The 21,334-nt window shown below is 68.6% G+C and carries 20 protein-coding genes; 6 read left to right on the top strand and 14 right to left on the bottom strand.

Annotated features, from left to right (window positions below; all coding sequences use genetic code 11):
• Positions 1-63: 63 nt before the first annotated feature.
• Entirely contained in the window at positions 64-1,731 is a 1,668-nt protein-coding gene (locus WS95_RS01750; RefSeq protein ID WP_034208531.1) for a Na+/H+ antiporter, read from the bottom strand.
• A 309-nt stretch (positions 1,732-2,040) separates the two neighbouring features.
• Between WS95_RS01750 and WS95_RS01745 the strand changes: the two genes are divergently transcribed.
• The 5 genes from WS95_RS01745 (at position 2,041) to WS95_RS01725 (ending at position 6,318) form a co-directional block, all read left to right on the top strand.
• On the top strand, positions 2,041-3,327 hold the full coding sequence (locus WS95_RS01745) for a sensor domain-containing phosphodiesterase (protein WP_059785349.1): 1,287 nt from the start codon (positions 2,041-2,043) through the stop codon (positions 3,325-3,327).
• A gap of 153 nt (positions 3,328-3,480) precedes the next feature.
• Positions 3,481-3,867 (top strand): hypothetical protein, encoded by a 387-nt coding sequence (locus WS95_RS01740; RefSeq protein ID WP_059785345.1) that lies wholly within the window; start codon positions 3,481-3,483, stop codon positions 3,865-3,867.
• Positions 3,864-4,268 carry a hypothetical protein gene (locus WS95_RS01735; protein ID WP_059821964.1) on the top strand — a complete coding sequence of 135 codons (405 nt, stop codon included), beginning with the start codon at positions 3,864-3,866 and terminating at the stop codon, positions 4,266-4,268. The genes WS95_RS01740 and WS95_RS01735 overlap by 4 nt, the downstream gene beginning before the upstream one ends.
• 185 nt (positions 4,269-4,453) lie before the next feature.
• A complete protein-coding gene (locus tag WS95_RS01730) occupies positions 4,454-5,179 on the top strand; it encodes a copper homeostasis protein CutC (protein WP_059821962.1) in 726 nt (241 codons plus the stop codon).
• A gap of 50 nt (positions 5,180-5,229) precedes the next feature.
• Positions 5,230-6,318 (top strand): suppressor of fused domain protein, encoded by a 1,089-nt coding sequence (locus tag WS95_RS01725; RefSeq protein ID WP_059821961.1) that lies wholly within the window; start codon positions 5,230-5,232, stop codon positions 6,316-6,318.
• Between the two features lie 62 nt (positions 6,319-6,380).
• Here WS95_RS01725 and bioB read toward each other — a convergent pair whose 3' ends face one another.
• The 12 genes from bioB to aceK form a co-directional block, all read right to left on the bottom strand.
• Positions 6,381-7,400, bottom strand: coding sequence for a biotin synthase BioB (gene bioB / locus WS95_RS01720; RefSeq protein WP_034208525.1), 1,020 nt, complete (start codon positions 7,398-7,400; stop codon positions 6,381-6,383).
• A 41-nt stretch (positions 7,401-7,441) separates the two neighbouring features.
• Positions 7,442-8,164: a dethiobiotin synthase gene (bioD, locus tag WS95_RS01715; RefSeq protein WP_059821959.1), complete on the bottom strand. Its 723-nt coding sequence runs from the start codon at positions 8,162-8,164 to the stop codon at positions 7,442-7,444.
• Positions 8,161-9,345 (bottom strand): 8-amino-7-oxononanoate synthase, encoded by a 1,185-nt coding sequence (bioF, locus tag WS95_RS01710; protein ID WP_034208523.1) that lies wholly within the window; start codon positions 9,343-9,345, stop codon positions 8,161-8,163. The genes bioD and bioF overlap by 4 nt, the downstream gene beginning before the upstream one ends.
• Positions 9,342-10,688, bottom strand: coding sequence for an adenosylmethionine--8-amino-7-oxononanoate transaminase (gene bioA / locus WS95_RS01705; RefSeq protein ID WP_179950157.1), 1,347 nt, complete (start codon positions 10,686-10,688; stop codon positions 9,342-9,344). Before bioA ends, bioF begins: the two co-directional genes overlap by 4 nt.
• Before the next feature lie 380 nt (positions 10,689-11,068).
• A complete protein-coding gene (locus WS95_RS01700) occupies positions 11,069-11,935 on the bottom strand; it encodes a type II toxin-antitoxin system HipA family toxin (protein WP_179950156.1) in 867 nt (288 codons plus the stop codon).
• A 35-nt stretch (positions 11,936-11,970) separates the two neighbouring features.
• Positions 11,971-12,414: a hypothetical protein gene (locus WS95_RS35265; protein ID WP_179950155.1), complete on the bottom strand. Its 444-nt coding sequence runs from the start codon at positions 12,412-12,414 to the stop codon at positions 11,971-11,973.
• The gene (locus WS95_RS01695) at positions 12,414-12,806 is read right to left on the bottom strand and encodes a helix-turn-helix domain-containing protein (protein WP_230624935.1); all 393 of its coding nucleotides are present in this window, start codon (positions 12,804-12,806) and stop codon (positions 12,414-12,416) included. The genes WS95_RS35265 and WS95_RS01695 overlap by 1 nt, the downstream gene beginning before the upstream one ends.
• Positions 12,807-12,952: 146 nt before the next feature.
• Complete coding sequence (locus tag WS95_RS01690) at positions 12,953-14,224, bottom strand: dienelactone hydrolase family protein (protein ID WP_059821956.1); 1,272 nt, start codon at positions 14,222-14,224, stop codon at positions 12,953-12,955.
• Between the two features lie 106 nt (positions 14,225-14,330).
• Positions 14,331-14,768 carry a YchJ family protein gene (locus WS95_RS01685; RefSeq protein ID WP_059821955.1) on the bottom strand — a complete coding sequence of 146 codons (438 nt, stop codon included), beginning with the start codon at positions 14,766-14,768 and terminating at the stop codon, positions 14,331-14,333.
• Positions 14,769-14,807: 39 nt separating this feature from the next.
• Positions 14,808-15,485 carry an SDR family oxidoreductase gene (locus WS95_RS01680; RefSeq protein WP_059821953.1) on the bottom strand — a complete coding sequence of 226 codons (678 nt, stop codon included), beginning with the start codon at positions 15,483-15,485 and terminating at the stop codon, positions 14,808-14,810.
• Between the two features lie 112 nt (positions 15,486-15,597).
• The gene (gene can, locus WS95_RS01675; protein WP_034208518.1) at positions 15,598-16,365 is read right to left on the bottom strand and encodes a carbonate dehydratase; all 768 of its coding nucleotides are present in this window, start codon (positions 16,363-16,365) and stop codon (positions 15,598-15,600) included.
• Positions 16,366-16,421: 56 nt separating this feature from the next.
• Entirely contained in the window at positions 16,422-18,239 is a 1,818-nt protein-coding gene (gene aceK, locus WS95_RS01670) for a bifunctional isocitrate dehydrogenase kinase/phosphatase (RefSeq protein ID WP_034208517.1), read from the bottom strand.
• Between the two features lie 304 nt (positions 18,240-18,543).
• On the opposite strand from aceK, the gene WS95_RS01660 reads away from it, so the two are divergent.
• On the top strand, positions 18,544-19,623 hold the full coding sequence (locus tag WS95_RS01660; RefSeq protein ID WP_059821950.1) for an MBL fold metallo-hydrolase: 1,080 nt from the start codon (positions 18,544-18,546) through the stop codon (positions 19,621-19,623).
• A 16-nt stretch (positions 19,624-19,639) separates the two neighbouring features.
• On the opposite strand, the gene WS95_RS01655 is transcribed toward WS95_RS01660, so the two are convergent.
• The gene (locus tag WS95_RS01655; protein WP_059821948.1) at positions 19,640-21,286 is read right to left on the bottom strand and encodes an ABC-F family ATP-binding cassette domain-containing protein; all 1,647 of its coding nucleotides are present in this window, start codon (positions 21,284-21,286) and stop codon (positions 19,640-19,642) included.
• Positions 21,287-21,334: the final 48 nt, after the last annotated feature.

The raw sequence follows: 21,334 nt of genomic DNA, 5'->3' as shown, positions 1-21,334 counted from the left end.
ACGCCGATGCGTCGCCGTTTTTTCATGCCCGCGGGCGGCGGCGCGCAGGCCGCGGCCGGTCGCTCAGAGAATGCCTTTCTTGCGCGTCGACAGCGCGGTTTCGGACAGGTCGATCTCGCGAAGCAGTTTCGTCAGCGTCTCGTCGGAAATCTTGCTGTCGCTGCGCAGCCGATACAGCGCCGAGCGTTCCGCGCGCACGGCCGCGATCCGCATCTGCAGCTCCATCGTTTCGGCCTGCTGCGCTTGCGCGCGCGGCGTGGGGCCGTCTTCGGCCAGCGCGGCCAGCCGGCGGCGGTACTGGTCCATCACGCGTGCGGAGATGTCCGCGCAGCGTGCCGCGCCCGATTCGTCGAGATCGGCCGAGATCGCGTCGTGCGACGAATCGACCGCGCGGATCGCGGCCTGCGCGGCGGCCGAGCGTGCGAGGCGCTCCTCGTCGCCGAGCGGGTTGCGCGTCGAGCGCACGCCGCGCAGCAGCAGCGGCAGGCCGATCACCGCGACGATCAGCGAGCCCAGGATCACGGCCGATGCGATGAAGACCGCGGTGTCGCGGCCCGGCAGCGGCGCGCCGTCGGACAGCGCGACCGGGATCGACAGCACGCCGGCGAGCGTGACCGCGCCGCGCACGCCGCCGACCGTCATCACCGCGATCGTGCGCACGCCGGCCATCGTGCCGGCGAGGCCGTGGCGCGCGGCGCGGCGGCTCGCGAACCAGCGCAGCAGCCACACCCACAGGAAGCGGATCGCATACAGCGCGAGCATCATCGCGCACACGTTGAAGATCATGCGGCCGACCAGCGCGTCGCTCGTATGGTGCGCGTCGACGAGCGCGCGGCCGATGATGTGCGGCAACTGCAGCCCGAGCATGATGAACACCATGCCGTTGAACACGAACTCGATCATCGCCCACGTGCTTTCGGCGCGCACGCGCGACGCGACGGTGCTTTTACGCGAGAAGCTCGTGTAGTTCATCATCATCCCGGCCGACACGGCCGCGAGCACGCCCGACAGGTCGAGGTGCTCGGCGAACAGGTAGGCCGCGAACGGCACCAGCAGCGTCATCACGATGCCGGGGGCCGGATCGCCCTCCTGCTCGGCATTCAGGAAGCGCGTCGACAGCGCGCTGAACAGCCACGCGACGAGCGCGCCCGTCGCGAGCCCGCCGGCCGCGACGATCACGAACGTGACCGATGCGGCGCGCAGCGAGAACACGCCGGTCAGCGCGGCCGCGATCGCGAACTTCAGCGCGACGAGGCCCGACGCGTCGTTCATCAGCGCCTCGCCTTCGAGGATGTGCATCAGTTGCGGCGGAATGCGCCCCTTGCCTGCGATGCCGGACAGCGCGACCGCATCGGTCGGCGACAGCACCGCCGCGAGCGCGAACGCGATCGGCAGCGGCAACTCGGGAATCAGCCAATGCGCGAAGTAGCCGACTGCGAGTACCGTCATGAACACGAGCCCGAACGCGAGCATCAGGATCGCGCGGCGCTGCAGGTAAAGCTCGCGTTTGGGAATTCGCCAGCCGTCCGCGAACAGCAGCGGCGGAATGAACAACAGCATGAAGATTTCGGGGTCGAACGTGACGTGCAGGTTCAGCTTCGGCCACGCGAGCATCGCGCCGAACGCGATCTGCATCAGCGGCAGCGGCAGTTGCAACGGCAGGAGGCGCGTGACGGCGCCGGACAGCGCGACGGTCAGCAGCAGGATCAGGACTGTGAAGACGATTTCCATCGATACGGCGGAGAGGCAGAATGAAACGGTCGTACGGAGTGTAGCGTGCCGACGTGACGGATGCGCTCGAGCGGCCGGTGCGTGCGCACGAAAATGGTGCGCCGGCGCTGCGCCACGATGGTGCGACGGCCCGGCGCGGCCGTGCGGCGCATGGGTTCCGCGCACCTTGCACGGAGCTTGCTTGAAGGTGAGCAAGCCGCCCGGCCCGAGCCGGGCAACCGAGGGTCCAACCATGACATTGCGCGCGCCGTCCCGTTCGTCGTCCGTTTCGCCGGACGTCGCGTTCGACTGCATCACCAGGAGAAGGGCATGACGATCGTGCAACAGGAGCGTCCGGCCGCCGCGTCGCCGTACCGGTTCGAGCGGGAGATGAGCTCCGGCTTAGAACGGCTCGCGACGCAGCACCGCGACCTGACGCTCACGACCGTATTCCAGCCGATATTCAGCCTGTCGCACCAGCGTGCGGTCGGCTACGAGGCGCTGCTGCGCGCGCACGATGCGCTCGACCGCGCCGTGTCGCCGCTCGACGTGTTCGGCGAAGCCGCTCGCCGCGGCGAGCTGCTGCAGCTCGACCGGCTCGCGCAGGCGCTGCATCTGGAGAACTTCGCGTTGCTCGGCGCGGAGCGCGAGTGGCTGTTTCTCAACGTCCATCCGGGCGTGCTCACGGATTCGTTCCAGGCGGCCGCGCTGCTCGCGAACCTGAAGCGGCTCGGCATGCCGCCGCGGCGCATCGTGCTCGAAGTGCTCGAACAGCGCGCGGAGGACGTCGAGCGGCTCGCGGAGGCCGTGCGCGAGTTCCGCACGCACGGTTTCCTGATCGCGCTCGACGATTTCGGCGCGGGCCATTCGAACCTCGAGCGGATCTGGCAGCTGAACCCGGACATCGTGAAGCTCGACCGGATCATGTTGTCGCACGCGGCACATCGCACGGGGCTCACCGCGATCCTGCACGGGCTCGTGACGCTGTTGCACGAGGCCGGCAAGCTGGTGCTCGTCGAAGGGATCGAGACCGAGCACGAAGCGCAGATCGCGCTGTCGTGCGAGGCCGATTTCGTGCAAGGCTACTACTTCGGCCGGCCGGCGCCGGGGCTGCCCGACAGCGCGACCGCGACCGGCTGCATCGGCGAGCTGACCGAGCGCTTTCGTCAGCAGACCGAAGCGCGCGAGCGGCGCGACACGCAGCGGCTCGCGCCGTACCTGCGCGCGTTCGAACGGGCGGCCGAGCGTCTCGAGGCCGGCGAGCCGCTCGACGAGGTGTGCTGGAACTTCCTCGCGCTCGACGCGGCTGCGCGCTGCTTCCTGCTCGACGCGCAGGGCCGGCAGTCGGGCCGCAACGTCGTACTGCGCGCCGATCGCGCGCTGGCCGAGGCGCGCTTTTCGCCGCTGGCGGACGCGCAGGGCGCGAACTGGCTGCGCCGGCCGTATTTCCGCTCGGCGATCGCCGAACCGGGGCGCGTGCAGGTCACGCGGCCGTACCTGTCGATCAACGAGGCGCAGCCGTGCGTGACGCTGTCGGTGGCCGTGCGCGTCGGCGATGCGCAGCGCGTGCTGTGCGGCGATATCGACTGGAGCGACGACGACGAGCAGGCCGCCTAGCGGCACGCGGTCCGGATGCGGCGAGCGACGGCGCGGGGACGTCCGTTGCGTTCGCCGTGCGGTTCCCCGACAATGGCGCGAGCGCGGCCGTCGTGACCGTGCGCGCGCCGTCCCGGGGGCCACCATGGCGGCGAATATAAAAAGGAAAACACCATGAAAAGACCGATTTCGCTGACCATCCTCGCGTGGATCATCATCGTGACCAACGCGATCACCTGCGTCTACACGCCGTTCTCGATCGGCATGCCGACGACCCAGGCGCTGATGTCGCACTACCTGCTGCCCGTCTGGGCGACGTTCGGCATCAGCATGATCATCGAGGTCGCGAACGTCGTGATCGGCATCGCGATCCTCAAGGGGCGCGAATGGTCGCGCAAGGCCTATATCGTGACGTTCGTATTCGGCATCGCGTTCTCGCTGATCAACATGCCGGCGTCGATGCTCGCGGTGCTGATCCCGGGCGTCCTGCTGTTCGCGCTGTTCGTCTACCTGCTGTTTCGGCGCCCGGCGACCGCGTATTTCCGGCAGGCCGTTGCGTGAGCGTCGTGCGCAACGCGCTGGCGATCGTGCTGTTCTCGATCGCCGGCTTCTGCGTGCTTGCCGCGCAAATGGCCGCGTTCCTGAAAGTCGGGCAGACGGGCGCGACGGCCGTATTCGTCGCCGTGCTGTTCGCGGTGTCGGCCGTGCTGCTCTTCGCGGGCGCGTTTGCCGGTGCATTCCGGCCGCGTGCGCGCGGCGCGGGCATCGTGCTGCTCGTCGCGGCCGCGACCACCGCGCTCGGGATGGTGGGCTGGACGATGCTCCTGCTCACACCGGCGATCGTCGACGTGATGCAGCAGCAGGGCGCGTACTTCGACGCGCACATGTTCCGGTTCATGCCGGGTACCGCGGTGACGGCGTTGTCCGCGCTCGTCGGCATCTGGCTCGTGCGGCGCGGCTGAAATACGCGGCTGACGTACGTAACCGACATACGCGGCCGACGTACACGGCTGACGTACGCAACCGAGATATGACCGACGCACGCGACCAACGCACGCGGCCAATGCACGCAACCGCCGGCACGCTGGCGTCCGTCGCGCGGCTCGGCTAGGATGCGCGAATTGTCCAGACGATTCGCGGGCCGCCCATGAACCGACACGCCGCTTCTTCCGTCCTCCTCGAAGTGATCGCCACGACCGTCGGCGATGCGAAGGTCGCCGCCCGCGCGGGCGCCGACCGCCTCGAACTCGTGACCGCGATCACCGAAGGCGGGCTGACGCCGAGCGTCGGGCTGATCGAGGCCGTCGTGGCCGCCGTGCCGATTCCGGTCAACGTGATCGTGCGTCCGCACAGCCGCTCGTTCGTCTATGACGCCGACGACCTGCGCGTGATCGAGCGCGACGTGCGTGCGGCCGTCGCCGCCGGCGCGAACGGCGTCGTGTTCGGCGCGCTCGACGCGCGCGGCGACGTCGATCTCGGCGCGCTGGCCCGCATCGCGGCCGCCGCGGACGGGCGCGCGCTCACGTTCCACCGCGCGTTCGACGTCGCGCGCGATCTGAACGCCGCGTTCGACGCGCTGCTGCGCGTGCCGGCCGTCATGTCGGTGCTGACGTCGGGCGGCCATCCGTCGGTGCTCGACGCGGTCGCGACGATCACGCGGCTCGTGCGGCAGGCGGCCGGCACGACCTGCACGGTGCTGGCCGGCTCGGGGCTCACGATCGAGGCGGTCGGCGATTTCGTGCGCGCCACCGGCGTGCGCGCGGTGCATTTCGGCTCGGGCGTGCGACCGCGCGGCGAAGTGCTGGCGCCCATCGACGCGCAGCGCGTCGAACGCGTGCGCGCGGCGCTCGACGGCGCGACGTCGCACGTGTGACGCACGTACCGACACCACAAAACCCGACATCCCCGGGGAGAGCGGGCCACATGACGGACGCCACACACGACACGCATGACGGCGCGGACGACGATGCCGCGCCCGGCTGGGACGCGATCTACGCCGCGCTCGCGCGCCTTTATCCGGGCCAGACGCCGAAGCACTACGGCACGCTGGTCAAGTGGCGGCTCGGCGGCCCCGATCCGCTCGACGGGATCAGCGTGTGGCAGCGCGCGGAACCCGTGCCGCATTGGCATTTCGTCACGTACGGGCTGAGCGACCTGTATGCGAAGGAGTCGGACGATCCGGCCGTCAGCGGCTTCGGCTTCGAGTTGACGATGCGCGTGGCGTGCGCGGCCGGCGACGACGAACCGCCGCGCTGGGTGTTCAGCTTCCTGCAGAATCTCGCACGCTACGTGTTCCGGAGCGGCAACGCGTTCGACGACGGCCACTGGATGACGGCCAACGGCCCGATCGCGCTCGATACCGATACGGCGCTCTGCTCGATGGGCTTCGCGTTCGATCCGGAACTGCCGGCGATCGACACGCCGCACGGCCGTCTCGCGTTCCTGCAGGTCGTCGGGCTGACGCTCGACGAGGAACGCGCCGCGAAGCGCTGGCGCACGCGCGCGTTGCTCGACACGCTGCTGCCGCACATGCCGCTGTGGGTGACCGATCTCGGCCGCGCGTCGCTGCTCGAACGCGCCGACGTGCGCGAGCAGGTCGACGCGGGGACGCAGCGCGACGGCTCGGCGAGCGCCTATCTGTTCACCGACGTGCTCGGCTGGGAAACCCGCAAGCGGCTGCTGCGCGCGCCGGTGATCGAGATCACCGTCGGCGCGCGACAGGTCGACGAACTCGTCACGCTGCTGCCGCTGCGGCTGCCGTTCGACCGGCCGTTTCGCCTCGTCGGTCACGACGGCGCGGTGCGGTTCGTGCGCGGCGACGCGAACGGCGCGACCGACGAAGACGGCACGCTGACGTTGCGGCTCACCGATGCGGCGGTGCAGGCGCTTGCGCGCACGCTGAAGCCGCGCGCCGGCGAGTATGCGATCGACGGGCTCGATGGCGTGCGCTGGCGGGTCGAGCCGACCGTGATCCGTGACGCGCAGGGCAATCCGGTGCAGACGATCGGATGAAGAAAAGCCGGGGCATGCCCCGGCTTTTTCATTGGCGGGCGCGGCGCGCCGGCCGTGACCGCTTACGCGTTTTCCGCCAGCGCATCGGCCTGGCTCGCGCGGATGCCGAGGCGCTCGAACAACGCGCGGTCGCGCTGCGTCTGCGGGTTGCTCGTCGTCAGCAGCTGGTCGCCGTAGAACATCGAGTTCGCACCGGCGAGGAAGCACATCGCCTGCATCGCGTCGTCGAGCTGCTCGCGCCCGGCCGACAGGCGCACGACCGCCTTCGGCATCGTGATGCGCGCGACCGCGATCGTGCGCACGAACTCGAACGGATCGAGCGGCGCGGTGCCTTCGAGCGGCGTGCCTTCGATCGCGACGAGGTTGTTGATCGGCACCGATTCCGGATACGGATTCAGATTCGCGAGCTGCGAAATCAGCCCGGCGCGCTCGCGGCGCGATTCGCCCATCCCGATGATGCCGCCGCAGCACACGTTGATGCCCGCGTCGCGCACGCGGTCGAGCGTGTCGAGACGATCCTGGTACGTGCGCGTCGAGATCACCTGTCCGTAGAACTCCGGCGACGTGTCGAGATTGTGGTTGTAGTAGTCGAGGCCCGCGTCGGCGAGCTGCTGCGCCTGTTCGTCCTCGAGCATGCCGAGCGTCATGCAAGTTTCGAGGCCGAGTTCCTTCACGCCGCGCACCATCTCGGTCAGCGCCGGCATGTGACGCTCCTTCGGGTTGCGCCACGCGGCGCCCATGCAGAAGCGGCTCGCGCCGTTCGCCTTCGCCGCGCGCGCGGCGTCGAGCACCGCGTCGACGTCCATCAGCTTCTCGGCCTTCAGGCCCGTGTCGTGATGCGACGATTGCGAGCAGTAGCCGCAATCTTCCTCGCAGCCGCCCGTCTTGATCGACAGCAGCGTCGACAACTGCACCGCGTTCGCGTCGAAGTGCTCGCGATGCACCTGCTGCGCGCGGAACATCAGGTCGTTGAACGGCAACTCGAACAGCGCGACGACGTCGGCGACGCGCCAGCGTTGCGGGGCCGGTGCGGCAACGGGAATCGCGTCGGGTTGCACGGCGGCGGTCTGGGCTTGGGTCATTTCGTTTTCCTGTCCTGGGCGGGATGGGGGGATCGGTCGGGTCAATGCCGCGCGGCGCGCAGCGACTCGACGAGCGCGGCGATGTCGAGCATCGCCGCGGCGGATTCGGGGGCGGCCGGCGTCATGTGCGCGATGCGGCCGACGAGCGGCGCGCGGTGCTCGCGCACGAGCCAGTCGCGGATCGTCGCGACGTTCTCGTCGGCGAACGACATGGCCGGGTCGACGTGGTTCGCGACCCAGCCCGCGAGCGTGAGGCCGCGTGCGCGAATCGCGTCGGCCGTCAGCAGCGCATGGCTGATGCAGCCGAGCCGGACGCCGACGACGAGCACGACGGGCAGGCCGAGCGCGACCGCGAGATCGGCGGTGTCCTGCGTGTCGTTCAGCGGCACGCGAAAGCCGCCGACGCCTTCGACGACGACGACGTCCGCGCGCGTCAGCGCGTCGCGATGGCACGCGACGATCGTGTCGAGGTCGAGCGTCACGCCTTCCTGCGCGGCGACGATGTGCGGCGCGGCCGGCGCTCTCAGCAGGAACGGCGTGCGCAACTCGGGCGGCAGCGCGACGTTCGCGGCGGCGTCGAGCTGATCGGCATCCTCGTTGCGCCACACGCCGTCGCGTTCGTACGCGCCGGCCGCGACCGGCTTCAGCGCGGCCGCGCGCAGCCCGTGCCGCGCGAAGCCGTGCAGCATCGCGGCCGACACGAAGGTCTTGCCGATTTCGGTGTCGGTGCCGGTGACGAAGACGGAAAGCGGGGCGGCGGTCATGCGGCTGCCTCGCTGGCTTCGATCAACGCGGCTTCGAGCCGCGCGAGATCGTCGAACGAATGCGCGGCCGACAGCGACACGCGCAGCCGCGACGTGCCGGCCGGCACCGTCGGCGGCCGGATCGCGGGCACCCACAGGCCGTGCGCGTCGAGCGCGCGCATCGCCGCGAGCGTCGCGTCGTTGCTGCCGATCACGAGCGGCTGCACGGCCGTATGCGAATCGACCGGCTGCCAGCGCGTGTTACGCAGCAGCGCGCGCGTGCGTTCGATCAGCGCGGCGAGGTGCGCGCGGCGCGCGTCGCCTTCGTCGCCCGCGATCAGCTTCAGGCTCGCCGAGACCGCATGCGCGACGGCCGGCGGCGCGGCCGTCGTGAAGATGTAGCTGCGCGCGCGCTGGATCAGCCATTCGATCACGGTTTCATGCGCGATCACGAACGCGCCGGCGACACCGGCCGCCTTGCCGAGCGTGCCGACGTACACGAGATGCGGCGAACGCAGCGCGGCGGCCGCGAGCGCGCCGCGACCCTGCGGGCCGAGCACGCCGAAGCCGTGCGCGTCGTCGACGACGAGCCACGCGCGATGGCGTTCGGCCAGCGCGACGAGTTCGGCGAGCGGTGCGACGTCGCCGTCCATGCTGAACACGGTATCGCTGACGATCAGCTTCGTTTCGGCATCCGACGCGTCGAGCAGCGCGGCGAGCGCGGCCGTATCGGCGTGCGGATAGACTTGCACGTTCGCGCGCGACAGCCGCATGCCGTCGATCAGCGATGCGTGGTTCAGGGCGTCGGAAAAGATCGTCGCGCCCTTGCCGGCGAGCGCCGTCATCGCGGCGAGGTTCGCCATGTAGCCGGTGCTGAAGTACAGCGCGCGCGGCGCATCGGAGAAACCGCCCGCGAAACCGGCGAGTTCGTCCTCGAGCCGGGCATGCGCACGCGAATGCCCGCCGAGCAGATGCGAGCCGCCGCTGCCGGAGCCGTAGCGCTGCGCGCCTTGCGCGAACGCGGCGACGAGCGCCGGATGTGCGGCGAGGCCGAGGTAGTCGTTGCTCGCGAAGCCGACGATCTCGCGGCCGTCCACGGTCATGCGCGCGTCGCACGCGGTGTCGGCGATGCGGCGCACGCGGCGCAGCCCTTGGGCGTCGAGGTCGGCGAGGCCGCGCTGCAGGGTGTCGAGCAGGCTCATCGGCGGAGGTCCTCCAGCGTGGCGTCGAGCGTGTCGCGCGTGTGTTGCGCGAGCCACGCGATGTCGTCGTCGCTCATCACGTACGGCGGCATCAGGTACACGGTCGTGCCAATCGGGCGCAGCAGCAGTTCGCGCGCGAGCGCCTGTTCGAAGAAGCGCCGCGAGAAACCGCGCGCCGCGTCGCCGTCGAGCGCGACGTCGAATGCGAACAGCGTGCCGCGCTCGCGCAGGTGGCGCACGTGCGGATGCGCGCCGAGCGGCGCGAGCGCCGCGCGCAGCGTCGCCGATTTGCGGGCGTTGCTCGCGAGCACGTCGTCGCGCGCGAACAGATCGAGCGTTGCAACGGCCGCGCGGCACGCGAGCGGGTTGCCCGTGTACGAATGCGAGTGCAGGAAGCCGCGCGTCGTGTTGTCGTCGTAGAACGCCGCGAACACGTCGTCGCGCGTGAGCACGAGCGACAGCGGCAGGTAGCCGCCGCTGATGCCTTTCGACAGGCACATGAAATCGGGCCAGACGCCGGCCTGCTCGCATGCGAAGAAGGTGCCCGTGCGGCCGCAGCCGACCGCGATCTCGTCGGCGATCAGGTGCACGCCGAATTCGTCGCACAGCGCGCGCAGCCCGCGCACATACGACGGATCGTGCATCGCCATGCCGGCCGCGCACTGCACGAGCGGCTCGACGATCAGCGCGGCGATCCGGTCGCCGCGTTCGACGAACAGGCGCCGCACGTCCGCGAGCGCGCGGCCCGCGACGTCGGCGGCGGTCTCGCCCGGCAGCGCGCCGCGCGCATCGGGCGACGCGACCACGTGCGCGTGGCGGATCAGCGGGTCGTACGCATCCTTGAACAGCGCGACGTCGGTCACGCCGAGCGCGCCGATCGTCTCGCCGTGATAGCTGTTCGCGACGCAGACGAATTCCTGCTTGTTCGCGCGGCCGCGGTTGCGCCACGCGTGGAAGCTCATCTTCAGCGCGATCTCGACGGCCGACGCGCCGTCCGACGCGAAGAACGCATGGCCGAGCGTGCGCGCGGTGAGCGCATGCAGCCGTTCGGCGAGTTCGATCGCCGGTTCATGCGTGCAGCCGGCGAGCATCGCGTGCTCGAGCGTGTCGAGCTGGTCCTTCAGCGCCGCGTTGATGTCCGGGTTCGCATGGCCGAACAGGTTGACCCACCACGAGCTGATCGCGTCGAAGTAGCGGTGGCCGTCGCGGTCGTACAGCCACACGCCCGCGCCGCGCGCGACGGGGACGAGCGGCAGGCGCTCGTGATGCTTCATCTGGGTGCAGGGATGCCAGACCGCGCGCAGGCTGCGCGCGACCCAGTCGTCGGTGGCTGGCGTACTCAAGGCGACTCCGGGGGTAAAACGGCCGCGCGGCATCGACGGGATGCCGCGCGGCGGAACACGAAACGCGCAGAGATTAGCGTGTTCCGCCGGACGTTGCACTAGCGGTTACAAACGCCGCAAAGCCTTATGGGGCGGGAGTTCGGCGCAGTTCGCCGGTGCTCGGGACGGAACGCGGCGGATCGGGCGAAATGCGCGCAGATGACGACGTTCGAGTGACACCCCCCGACGAAAAAAATCGTGGGACGGGCGCGGCCCGGCGGGGAAATAGGGGGAACGATGGTGGCGCGGTGTGTGCGGCGGCGAGGGGCGGCCGTGCTTCGCGGATTGTCCCGATCAGTGGGGGCAAGGCTGGACGACTGAACGAAATCGAGCGGGCAGGTTCAGGGCAATGCCTTGCGAAGTGCTGCGTCGGCTACGTGGTCGATGTGACGGAACGCCGGCGCAATCTTGTCGACTTCCTTGTCAGGCACGCCATGCTCTTCGAACCACGTCTTCCATTCGCGTGTCGATTGCCAGACTTCCGCAATCGCGAGTCCGGCGTCTGCCTTCGAAAGGCCGAATGCATCCCGGGCACTGAACGCGTTGTCCAGTGTGGCGAGCCGGCCCTGCGGCCCGATGCCGAGGTGCAGATAGCGCTCGTGTGCACTGCTCGGATGGGGCAGAACATCGTATAACGGGCTAAGGCGCCAGCCTGGAAGACGCGGGTCGCGAATGAATCCGTGATTGCGCAAATGGTCGTCGTTGCTCACGAGGATGTTGAAGACCATCCGCTTGAACAGTTCCCTGTTGTCGGCTCGAATGGCGTCCACGTGCCCATGCTGCCGGATCGCGTGAGCCACATCCTGATAACTTTTCTCGATCGATTCCATCTCGGAACAACCGACCAGCGTTAATGCGCTCGCGAAGGGCACTCTTCGCTCGGTTGCCCCGGCACGGGGGGGCGGATATAGCGCGTCGTCCCCTCGAAGGGCTTCGAACTCGGGGTGAGTCCAGTACCGATCGAATCGGCGGATCAACATGACTTGTCGGCCGCCAACGTCGACGATGCGGGTGGGTGGGACCCGAATGCCGCACCGGGCCGCAAGACGAAGCGTGGCCTCTTCGATGACCGCCACGTTCAACCGGTCGCTACGACTCGGGAATTTGGCCAGCCAAAGTACGCCGTTTTCGTCCCGCACCGTAGCCTTTGGCCGGGCGCCGCCGAGACCGCTGCCCTGTACGAAGATGGCTTCGAGTTCGGCTGGCACGGGCTCGCCTTCCTCGATGCGTGCGGCCGAATCGATCAGATACTCGAGGCTGTGCAGGCCATTGCCGGCTTGCGGGCCCGGAGGGGTGTCCAGATTCTCCCGGATATCGAGCGCACCGATCCGCTGACTGCCTGCGTGGAGAAGATAGGTGGATTCGGGCAGCGTGTTGGCCCTGACTTTGAGTTTGGCTTCGATGACGCGTCGCCCCCATGCATCGGGCGCGGCGTCGCGAATACCGCGAATTGCGTCAACCCGCCCGTCGGGAAGTTCATCTTGCCGCGTATCTCGTTCTTTCTCGCGAGACTCAGGCTCACCGGGTCGATTTCGATGGCGTTGGGCCGGTCGATATAGCGCAAGCCGTATGCGAAGCTCGATGCCTGCAGATCTGCGCCGTCTTCGGTCATTTGAAGCAGGCCGGCGGGTGCCCAGTCATCGTCGAGATAGGCGAACACGGCGAGTCTTTTGACGACGGCGACCATCAGAAATCAAGATCCTTGAGTTCGTTGTCCGTGAGCGATCGTACGCGTCGACTACGTTCTCGGGCAGCCTGTGTCTTGAGCGACGGGTCTGTTCCGGAGAGCAGTTCCAGCAGGGTGGTTCCCGGCGCAATCGCCTCGAGATACCGAAGCCACTGCCCCAGCGCGACGCCAGGGTCGCCTTTTTCGATGCGATAGGCGGTATTGCGCGAGAGCCCGGCGCGGGTGGCCGCCTCGTTCTGCTGAACGCGCCGCGAGATGCGCAGACGGGCGAGTGCTTCTCCAACGCGCGCAGCTTCCGCGAGGGCGGCTGGGCTGGCGGCAGCAGTTTGATTGACCTTCATGCTCGTAAAATCGATCATTAAGTCGATTGTGATCGAAATAACGATCATCATAGATCATGCCGGCGCGAATTCAAGCCGATTGCTCGTCAAAACGAGCGTTACGCGGTTTGCGCTCGATTTGACGAGCAGGCGGCGGAGCGCCGCGCTAATCGTGAATGGCCCGGGGGGCGCGAAGCGAGGGGAAAGACGGCCGCGCGTCAGCGCGAAGCCAATGCGCGCGTATCGACGTCGCGGGGGTGATCGTCGCCGTTGTCGGCCGTCTGCGTCGCGTTGTCGCTCCACACGACGCGGTCGTTGACCGCATACAGCCGGCACGCGCCCGCACCTTGCTTCGCGCAGTTGTCGAGCGCGAGCGCCATGGGGTCGTCGCCGCCTTCGGCCCATGACCACGCGCCTTCCGACGACACCGCGAACGCGCGGCTCGGATGCTGGTTCAGGAAGCGGCGATAGCCTTCGCGGCCCGCTTCGTCGACGTAGGGCACCGCGTTGACCGCATCGATCGACGCATAGCCGGTGGCCTTCGGTTCGCGCGGGTCCGCGACCGCATAGCGCACCGCGGACGGCAGATTCAGTTCGGCGAGGAACGCGTGCACGGCCGGCCACCACACGGGCACGCCGTCGCGATCGACGATCAGCCGGTGCGCGTCGTCCTTGTAGCGGCCGAAATCGATGAACTGCGCCTGCGTGCCGTGCGACACGTATGCGTCGTGCATTTGCGCGACGAGCGCGGGCGTCCACACCGAATCGTTGTCGCCGTACAGCCACAGCGACCGCACGGCGGTATGCGCGCCGTACTGGTCGAACGCGTCGACGAGGTTGCGCTGCCAGCCGTCGCACAGGTCCTGGCGCAGCCCGCCGGAGAAGTTGATGATGCCGCGTACGCCCGCGGCGGCTTCGGTGCCGTATGCGATCGACACGAGGCCGCCGTGCGACGTGCCGGCGACGACGATGCGCGACGCATCGACGTACGGCTGGCGCGACATGTAGCGCACCGTCGCATCGACGTCGGCGGCCTGCGCGAGGCCGTTCTTGCCGACGTTGCAGCCTTCCTGCCGGTACGTGCCGTCCGAACCGGCGAAGCCCTGGCGATTCGGCGCGATCACCGCATAGCCGCGGCGCACGAATTCGCGCGCGAACGCGAGCGGCCGGCTGCGCGGCTGCAGATGGAGATCGCCGGTATTTTTACCGTGGTTGAAGACGACGAGCGGGAACGGGCCGGGGCCGTTCGGCTTGAACAGCGTCGCCTCGAGCGTGACGGTGCCCGATGCGTCGGCCGGAATGCGCAGGACCTGCTCGTTGAGGTCGGCGGCGACCTGCGGCAGGTTCGCGTCGGCGTAGTCGAAGTGCCCGGCATGGGCGAGCGATCCGCTGGCGCCGGCACCCGTATTGGCGCTCGGCAGCGTACCGGCCTGAGCGGCCGACAGCGCACAGGCCGCCATCCATCCCACCAATACCTTGCTGAACGCCATCCGTAAGCCCTGCCATGCAACATGACCAATTCGAGGCCATCGTAGCCCGACAAAATCGGGTTGTGCAATGCGGGAATTACCCGGCGTCTGACATGGCAACTATTTGTCAGCGTTCACTTACTTCGCCGTCGACATAGCGCCAGGATCCGTGCTCGTCGCGCTCGAAGCGGCTCGTCTCGTGGAGCCGGTACGCGCGTCCGCCGACCTTGTAGCGGGCCACGAATTCGACCTCCGCATGCCGGTCGTCGAGCGGCGTGTGGTGTTTGATCGCGAGGCCCAGCCAACGCGGCGCGTCCGGCGCTTCAGGGTCGACGTCGAGATCGGGCGGGCAGGTGCGCGCGGCCCACGTCGCGCGCAGGTAAGCGGTCGCGCCCAGCACGTACGCGCTGTACCGCGAACGCATCAATTCGAGCGCGGTCGGGGCGGCTTCGCCGCCGTCGATGAAGCGGCCGCAGCAGGCCGCATAGCGCGGCGCCGGCGCTGTGCCGGTGCGCGCGGGGGACGCGCCGCCGCACGGGCACGCGTCAGGTCGGTTCAAAATCATGCGGAATGTGAATTAACAACGCCCGGTTGCCGGCGCCGCTCACCAACTGAGCTCGATGCCGTCGTACTGGAAGAACCGGCCGTTCGCCTGGGACACGTCCGAAGCGGATTCGGCGATGACGCGACGCATGCCGGTCACGCTCGTTTCCGGATCGATCGCGGCTTGCGCGCCGCCCATGTCGGTGCGCACCCAGCCGGGATGCAGCGAAATGCACGCGGCATGGCGCGTCTGCAGCGACGCGATGCGCAGCGCGTCGTTCAGCGCGGCCTTGCTCGCGCGGTACAGCCAGCCCGTCGTGCCGGTCGCCTCGGCGATGCTGCCCATCCGGCTCGACACGACGGCCAGCACGCCGCGCGCGTCCTCGACGAGCGGCAGCAGGATCGGCAGCAACTGCATCGGCCCGCGCACGTTCGTATGCATCACCGCGTCGAAATCCTCGGCGGTGATCGTCTCGACGCCTTCGGTGCGCGGCCCGTACACGCCCGACACGAGCACGGCCGCATCGAGCCGCTCGCCGTCGAGCTTCCAGCCGAGCGCCGCGATCTGCTCGGGCTGCGCGATGTCGAGCGCATGCGGCTGCGCGCCGAACGCGCGCAACGCGTCGAGCGACGCCGCGTCGCGCGCGGTGGCGATCACGTTCCAGCCGTCGCGCCGGTATTGCCGGACGAATTCGCGGCCGAGGCCGCGCGATGCACCGACGATCAATACGGTTTTCATGCCCGTCGCTCCTTGGGTTGGCGCCGCCGTGGCAGTGCCGGTGTCAGATCCGTTCGATGCGCGCTGCGCCCGCGCGGCAGCCGCCGTCGGGCGGCTGGCGCGTCATTGCACGTTACTGCGCGTCGTCGCACGGCTTGAGCGTGGCGGCGACCGCCTGCGCGACGCCGTCGATCTGCGCGGCGTCCGCCGCGACCATGTCGTTGTCGGGCGCATGCTGGCCGCGTACGGTCAGCGCCGCCACGCAGCGCCGGTAGGTCTCGTCGAGCGCGTCGAAGTTCGACACGGCCATCCCGAGGTTGCGCATCCGGCCGTCGTGCACGCCGTACACGAGCCCGTGCACGGTCAGCGACTGGCCGCGCGCCCATGCGTCGTTGACGATCGTCGTGCGGCACACGTTGACGACCTGTTCGATCGAATTCAGCTCGATCAGGCGGCGGTAGCGCGCTTCGCCGACCGGCCATTCGTCGAGCAGCGCCGCATGGCGCTCGCGCACGTCCTGCACGTGATGCAGCCAGTTGTCCGCGAGGCCGACGCGGCGGTTGTGCAGCGCCGCGTTCACGCCCGAGCAGCCGTAGTGGCCGACGACCATGATGTGCTTCACGCGCAGGATGTCGACCGCGAACTGGATCACCGACAGGCAGTTCAGGTCGCTGTGCACGACGACGTTCGCGATGTTGCGGTGGACGAACACCTCGCCCGGCGGCAGGCCGATGATCTGGTTGGCCGGCACGCGCGAATCCGAGCAGCCGATCCACAGATATTCCGGCGCCTGCTGGTCGGCGAGCCGTGCGAAGAAATCGGGATCGTCGGCGAGCTGGCGCTTGACCCAGGCATCGTTGTTGTCGAACAGATGTGAAAGCGGATTGTCTTGGGTAGTCATCGGTGTGGATTCCGTTGGCGGAAATCGGGTCGATCATGATTGCGGTGTTGCCGGCGTCAGGCGGCGCGCTGCGCGTCGCCTTCGCCGTCGTTCCGGTCCGTCGCGCCGAAGCGCGCGGGGTAGCGCACGCAAAAGCGCAGCGCTGCGTCGTACGGATAAAAATCGGGCAACTCGCCCTGCATCAGCTTGTCCTTGCTCGCCTGCCACAGCGCGGGATCGAAAAAGTCCGCGTGATGCTTCATGAAGACGTCGCGCACGCGCGGGTCGCCGAGCAGGAACGGTCCGTAGGTCTCCGGAAAGATGTCGTGCGGGCCGACGGTATACCACGGTTCGCCGGACAGCTCGTCTTCCTCGTTGCGCGGCGGCGGCACGCGCCGCACGTTGCAGTCGGTCAGGTACTCGATCTCGTCGTAGTCGTAGAACACGACGCGGCCGTGGCGCGTGACGCCGAAGTTCTTGTACAGCATGTCGCCCGGAAAGATGTTGGCCTTCATCAGCTCCTTCACCGCGTTGCCGTATTCCTTCACGCCATGCTCGACGTCCGCGTCGGTGCCGTTCTGCAGGTACAGGTTGAGCGGCGTCATCCGGCGCTCGATGTACAGGTGCTTGATCACGAGCTTGTCGTCCTCGTATTCGAGCAGCGACGGCACTTCCTTCTCGAGTTCGCGCACGAGCGCGTGATCGAGCCGCGCGAGCGGCAGCGCGACGCTCGAATACTCGAGCGTGTCGGCCATCCGCCCGAGGCGGTCGTGGCGCTTCACGAGCTGGTACTTCTCCATGATCTGCGCGCGCGTCGTGTCCTTCGGCGGCGGGAAGTGGTCCTTGATGATCTTGAACACGTACGGGAACGACGGCAGCGTGAACACGAGCATCACGAGGCCCTTGATCCCGGGCGCGACGATGAAGCGGTCGCTCGAATGCGACAGGTGGTGCAGCAGGTCGCGGTAGAACAGGTTCTTGCCCTGCTTCTGCAGCCCGACCGACGTGTAGATCTCGGCCTTCGGCTTGCCCGGCATGATCGTGCAGAGGAAATCCACGTACGCGGACGGCACGCCCATGTCGACGAGGAAGTACGAATGCGAGAAGCTGAAGATGATCTGCAGCAGGTCGCGGCGCAGCAGCACGGTGTCGAGCGCGAGCAGGCCCGGGCGCACGTGGCGGATCGGCACGGCGAACGGCAGCACGCGGTCGGCGTTGATGATGCGGCCGACGATGTATGCGCTCTTGTTGCGGAAGAACAGCGACGACAGCACGTGGATCTGGAAATTCGGCGCTTCGTCGAAGTGGCCGAATTCGTCGTCGATCGCCTGCATCACGCAGCCGATGTCGCGCGCGAGATCCTCGAACGCCGGCTCGAGCTGGAAGTTCGTGACGATGCGCTCGAGCGTGACCGCGAGCCCGTCGGTGCCCGGGTAGTACGCGCGGTAGGTCGGCTTCGCGGCCGGCTCGTCGTTCTCGAGGTACTCGGTCGAGATCGCCGGGCGCACGAAGATGAAATCGTTGTTGAAATACGAGCGGTGCAGGATCTTGCAGCACACCGAATTGAAGAAGGTTTCCGCGCACTCGGGCTGGCGGTGCGACGTGAGCAGCCCGATGTAGTGCAGCTTGATCTGCTGCCACACTTCGTCGTCGATGTTCTCCGCGTCGTACTCGTCTTCCAGCACCTCGACGCATTCCTTCACGCGATCGTCGTACGACGTGATCCGCTCGCGCGCGAGCCGCTGCAGCCCGTGCCAGTCGCCGCGCTCGAACAGCGTCTTCGCATCGACCGCCGCTTCGCGGAAGATCCGGTAATGGCGATCGAAGTATTCGAGCATCGTCTGCGCGACGTCGAAACCGATCTGCGACGACAGCAGTTTGGGGAAGTGATTCATCGCGTGCAGGCTCGTTCAAGGGGCTGTAAGCACTCGCCATTTTAGCGCCCAAGTCGGCGTTTCAATGACTTTCGCGGTGGCGCGCGAACGGCCGTCAATCGGCGTGTTGATCGCCGTTGGGCGCCGTTCGATGCATCTTCGCGTAAAGATGCGGGTACGGGACCGATTCTGACACGAACTTTTTTCTGGCGGGCCGATGCTCGTCGGGCACCTGTTTCGCGCGACGGCGATAGAATCGACGCACCGCCCGCCGCGCGCTGCCGCCGGCACGCATTCGCACCGATAACGACGAGACGCCCCACCGATGAACGCCCTGGAACACCAACTCGACTACCCCTTCGCCGATACGCTGCCCGCCCCGGGCGACACGTTCGAGGTCGCGCCCGGCGTGCGCTGGCTGCGCATGCCGCTGCCGTTCTCGCTCGATCACATCAATCTCTGGCTGCTGCGCGACGAGATCGACGGGCAGGCTGGCTGGACGATCGTCGACTGCGGGATCGCGTCGGACGCGATCCGCACGCACTGGGAGCAGATCTTCGACACGCATCTCGACGGCCTGCCCGTGCTGCGCGTACTCGTCACGCACTGCCACCCCGATCACTTCGGCCTCGCGAACTGGCTGTGCGAAGGCGGCGACAAGGGCCGCTGGAACGTGCGGCTGTGGATGACGCTCGGCGAATACCTGTTCGGCTGCCTGATGGCGGCCGGTAACGGCTCGAACGCGGGCGGCGCGGCCGCCGCCGATCACTTCGCGCGCCACGGGCTGACCGATCCGGCCGCGCTCGACAAGCTGCGCAACCGCCGCAGCTATTACTCGGATCTCGTGCCGGCCGTGCCGCCGCGCTACCGGCGCCTGCGCGAAGGCGACGCGGTCGCGATCGGCGCGCGCACGTGGCGCGTCGTCACCGGCTTCGGCCATTCGCCTGAACATTGCGCGCTCCACAGCGAAGCGGACGGCGTGCTGATTTCCGGCGACATGGTGCTGCCGCGCATCTCGACGAACGTGTCGGTGTTCGACCTCGAACCGGAAGCGAACCCGCTCGCGTTGTACCTCGAATCGCTCGGCCGCTACGAGACGATGGCGCCCGACACGCTCGTGCTGCCGTCGCACGGCAAGCCGTTTCGCGGCGTGCGCACGCGCATCGCGCAACTGCGCGAACATCACGATGCGCGCCTGGCCGAAGTGCGTGTCGCGTGCGCGGAGCAGCCGCGGAGCGCGGCCGACATCGTGCCGATCATGTTCCGCCGCCGCGAGCTCGACATCCACCAGATGACGTTCGCGCTCGGCGAGGCGCTCGCGCACCTGAACCTGCTGTGGCTCGCGGGCGAACTCGTGCGCGAGCAGGGCGCCGACGGCGTGCTGCGGTTCCGTACCGCCCACTGAGACTGCTTCGTTCTCCTTACGCGACGGGTTCGTAGTGCCACCCGTCGCGCTGCCACTGCATCGTGTGTGTCGGCTCGAGCGCCGCGAGAAACGCGGCGTCGTGCGACGCGACCACGATCGCACCCGGGAAGCCGGCCAGCGCCGCTTCGATCGCGCGCACCGATTCGAGATCGAGGTGATTGGTCGGCTCGTCGAGCAGCAGCAGTTGCGCGGGCGTGCCGCGCCACAACGCACACGCGAGCGCGGCCTTCAGCCGTTCGCCGCCGCTCAGTTGCCGCGCCGGTTGCGTCGCCCGTGTCGCGTCGAGTTGCAGCAGCGCGAGGCGGCTGCGCAGGTCGCCTTCGGCAAGCGGCGTATCGAGCAGGCGCAACTGCTCGACGATCGAGCGCGCCGGGTCCAGCAGCGCGAGCCGCTGGTCGAGATACGCGGCGCTCACGTGCGTCGTGCAGGTGCCCGAGCGCGGCGCCAGTTCGCCCGCGAGCATCCTCAGCAACGTCGACTTGCCGCAGCCGTTCGGGCCCGTCAGCGCGATGCGCACCGCGCCGCTCGCCGACCACGTGATCGCGTCGGCGTCGCCCGCGACGCACCACGGCAGTTGCGCGCGTTCGAGCGTGAACAGTTGGCGGCGTGCGCTGACCTCGGTGCCCGGCAGCGATACCAGCACGGGCGCCGCGGCGTCGACGCGCGCGGCCGAGTGCTGCACGCGTTCGTCGAGCGTTGTCTTGAAATCGTCCTGATGGCGCCGGACCTGTCCCATGATGCTGCGCGCCGCACCCTTGCGGCGCTGTTTCGCCATCGACGACAGGTTGGCCGTCTTCGCGCCGCGCAGCGACGCGGCCGCGTGACGCTGGATCGTGTCGTGTTCCTGTTCGAGCCTGCGCCGCACGCGCCCGCGCTCGGTGCGCGCGTGGTCGAGCGCCGCTTGCGCGGCGTCCTGTTGCGCGTCGCGTTGCGCGCGGTAGAGCGCGTAGTTGCCGCCGTACGAGCGTGCACCGTGCGGCGTCAGCTCGACGATGCGTTGCACGCCGGCGAGCAGCGCGCGGTCGTGGCTCACGACGACGACTCCGCCGCGCCAGCCGTCGAGCGCCGCGCGCAGCCATGCGCGGCCCGGTGCGTCGAGATGGTTGGTCGGTTCGTCGAGCACGAGCAGGCCGGCGTCCGACAGCAGCGCGCCGATCAGCGCGACGCGCGCGAGCTGGCCGCCGCTCAGCGTATGCGCGGGCGTGTCGGCGTGGACGTCGTGCAGGCCGGCCGCGTCGAGCGCGGTGCGCAGCCGCTCCGCGAGATCCCAGCGATCGCCGATCAGCTCGAAGTCGTGCGGCGCCGCGCGGCCGTCGGCGAGACGCGCGAGCGCGCCGAGCGGCGCATCGAGCGCGGCGATCTGCGCGACGGTCCGCGGGGCGGCCGCCGTGTCGTCGCGGTCGTGCTGCTGCTCGACGTAGACGACCTGCGTATGCCGCTCGATGGCACCCGCGCTCGGCGCGCGGCGGCCCGCGATCAATTGCGCGAGCAGGCTCTTGCCGACGCCGTTGCGGCCGACGATGCCGGTCGGCGTGCGGTCGATGGACAGGTCGAGCGAATCGAACAGCGTGACGCCGTCGTCGAAGCGGAAGGAAACGTGATGAAGCGCGACGAGCGCGCCGGTCGGCGTGGCAGCAGCCATCAGCACCTCCGAAAATGCGTGAAGACCTTCGCGCGCGGCGTGCGTGGC

The sequence above is a fragment of the Burkholderia sp. MSMB1826 genome (genome assembly GCF_001526325.1).
Taxonomy (GTDB): Bacteria; Pseudomonadota; Gammaproteobacteria; order Burkholderiales; family Burkholderiaceae; genus Burkholderia.
This window is presented reverse-complemented; position numbering and strand designations above follow the sequence as displayed.

Coding starts and splice junctions, on each gene's coding strand:
- WS95_RS01685 (WP_059821955.1), bottom strand. CDS start 14,768: ATGATTTTGAACCGACCTGACGCGTGCCCGTGCGGCGGCGCGTCCCCC.
- WS95_RS01660 (WP_059821950.1), top strand. CDS start 18,544: ATGAACGCCCTGGAACACCAACTCGACTACCCCTTCGCCGATACGCTG.
- bioF (WP_034208523.1), bottom strand. CDS start 9,345: ATGAGCCTGCTCGACACCCTGCAGCGCGGCCTCGCCGACCTCGACGCC.
- WS95_RS01680 (WP_059821953.1), bottom strand. CDS start 15,485: ATGAAAACCGTATTGATCGTCGGTGCATCGCGCGGCCTCGGCCGCGAA.
- can (WP_034208518.1), bottom strand. CDS start 16,365: ATGACTACCCAAGACAATCCGCTTTCACATCTGTTCGACAACAACGAT.
- WS95_RS01695 (WP_230624935.1), bottom strand. CDS start 12,806: ATGATGATCGTTATTTCGATCACAATCGACTTAATGATCGATTTTACG.
- WS95_RS01725 (WP_059821961.1), top strand. CDS start 5,230: ATGACGGACGCCACACACGACACGCATGACGGCGCGGACGACGATGCC.
- WS95_RS35265 (WP_179950155.1), bottom strand. CDS start 12,414: ATGGTCGCCGTCGTCAAAAGACTCGCCGTGTTCGCCTATCTCGACGAT.
- WS95_RS01750 (WP_034208531.1), bottom strand. CDS start 1,731: ATGGAAATCGTCTTCACAGTCCTGATCCTGCTGCTGACCGTCGCGCTG.
- WS95_RS01690 (WP_059821956.1), bottom strand. CDS start 14,224: ATGGCGTTCAGCAAGGTATTGGTGGGATGGATGGCGGCCTGTGCGCTG.
- WS95_RS01655 (WP_059821948.1), bottom strand. CDS start 21,286: ATGGCTGCTGCCACGCCGACCGGCGCGCTCGTCGCGCTTCATCACGTT.
- WS95_RS01730 (WP_059821962.1), top strand. CDS start 4,454: ATGAACCGACACGCCGCTTCTTCCGTCCTCCTCGAAGTGATCGCCACG.
- aceK (WP_034208517.1), bottom strand. CDS start 18,239: ATGAATCACTTCCCCAAACTGCTGTCGTCGCAGATCGGTTTCGACGTC.
- bioD (WP_059821959.1), bottom strand. CDS start 8,164: ATGACCGCCGCCCCGCTTTCCGTCTTCGTCACCGGCACCGACACCGAA.
- WS95_RS01745 (WP_059785349.1), top strand. CDS start 2,041: ATGACGATCGTGCAACAGGAGCGTCCGGCCGCCGCGTCGCCGTACCGG.
- bioB (WP_034208525.1), bottom strand. CDS start 7,400: ATGACCCAAGCCCAGACCGCCGCCGTGCAACCCGACGCGATTCCCGTT.
- WS95_RS01740 (WP_059785345.1), top strand. CDS start 3,481: ATGAAAAGACCGATTTCGCTGACCATCCTCGCGTGGATCATCATCGTG.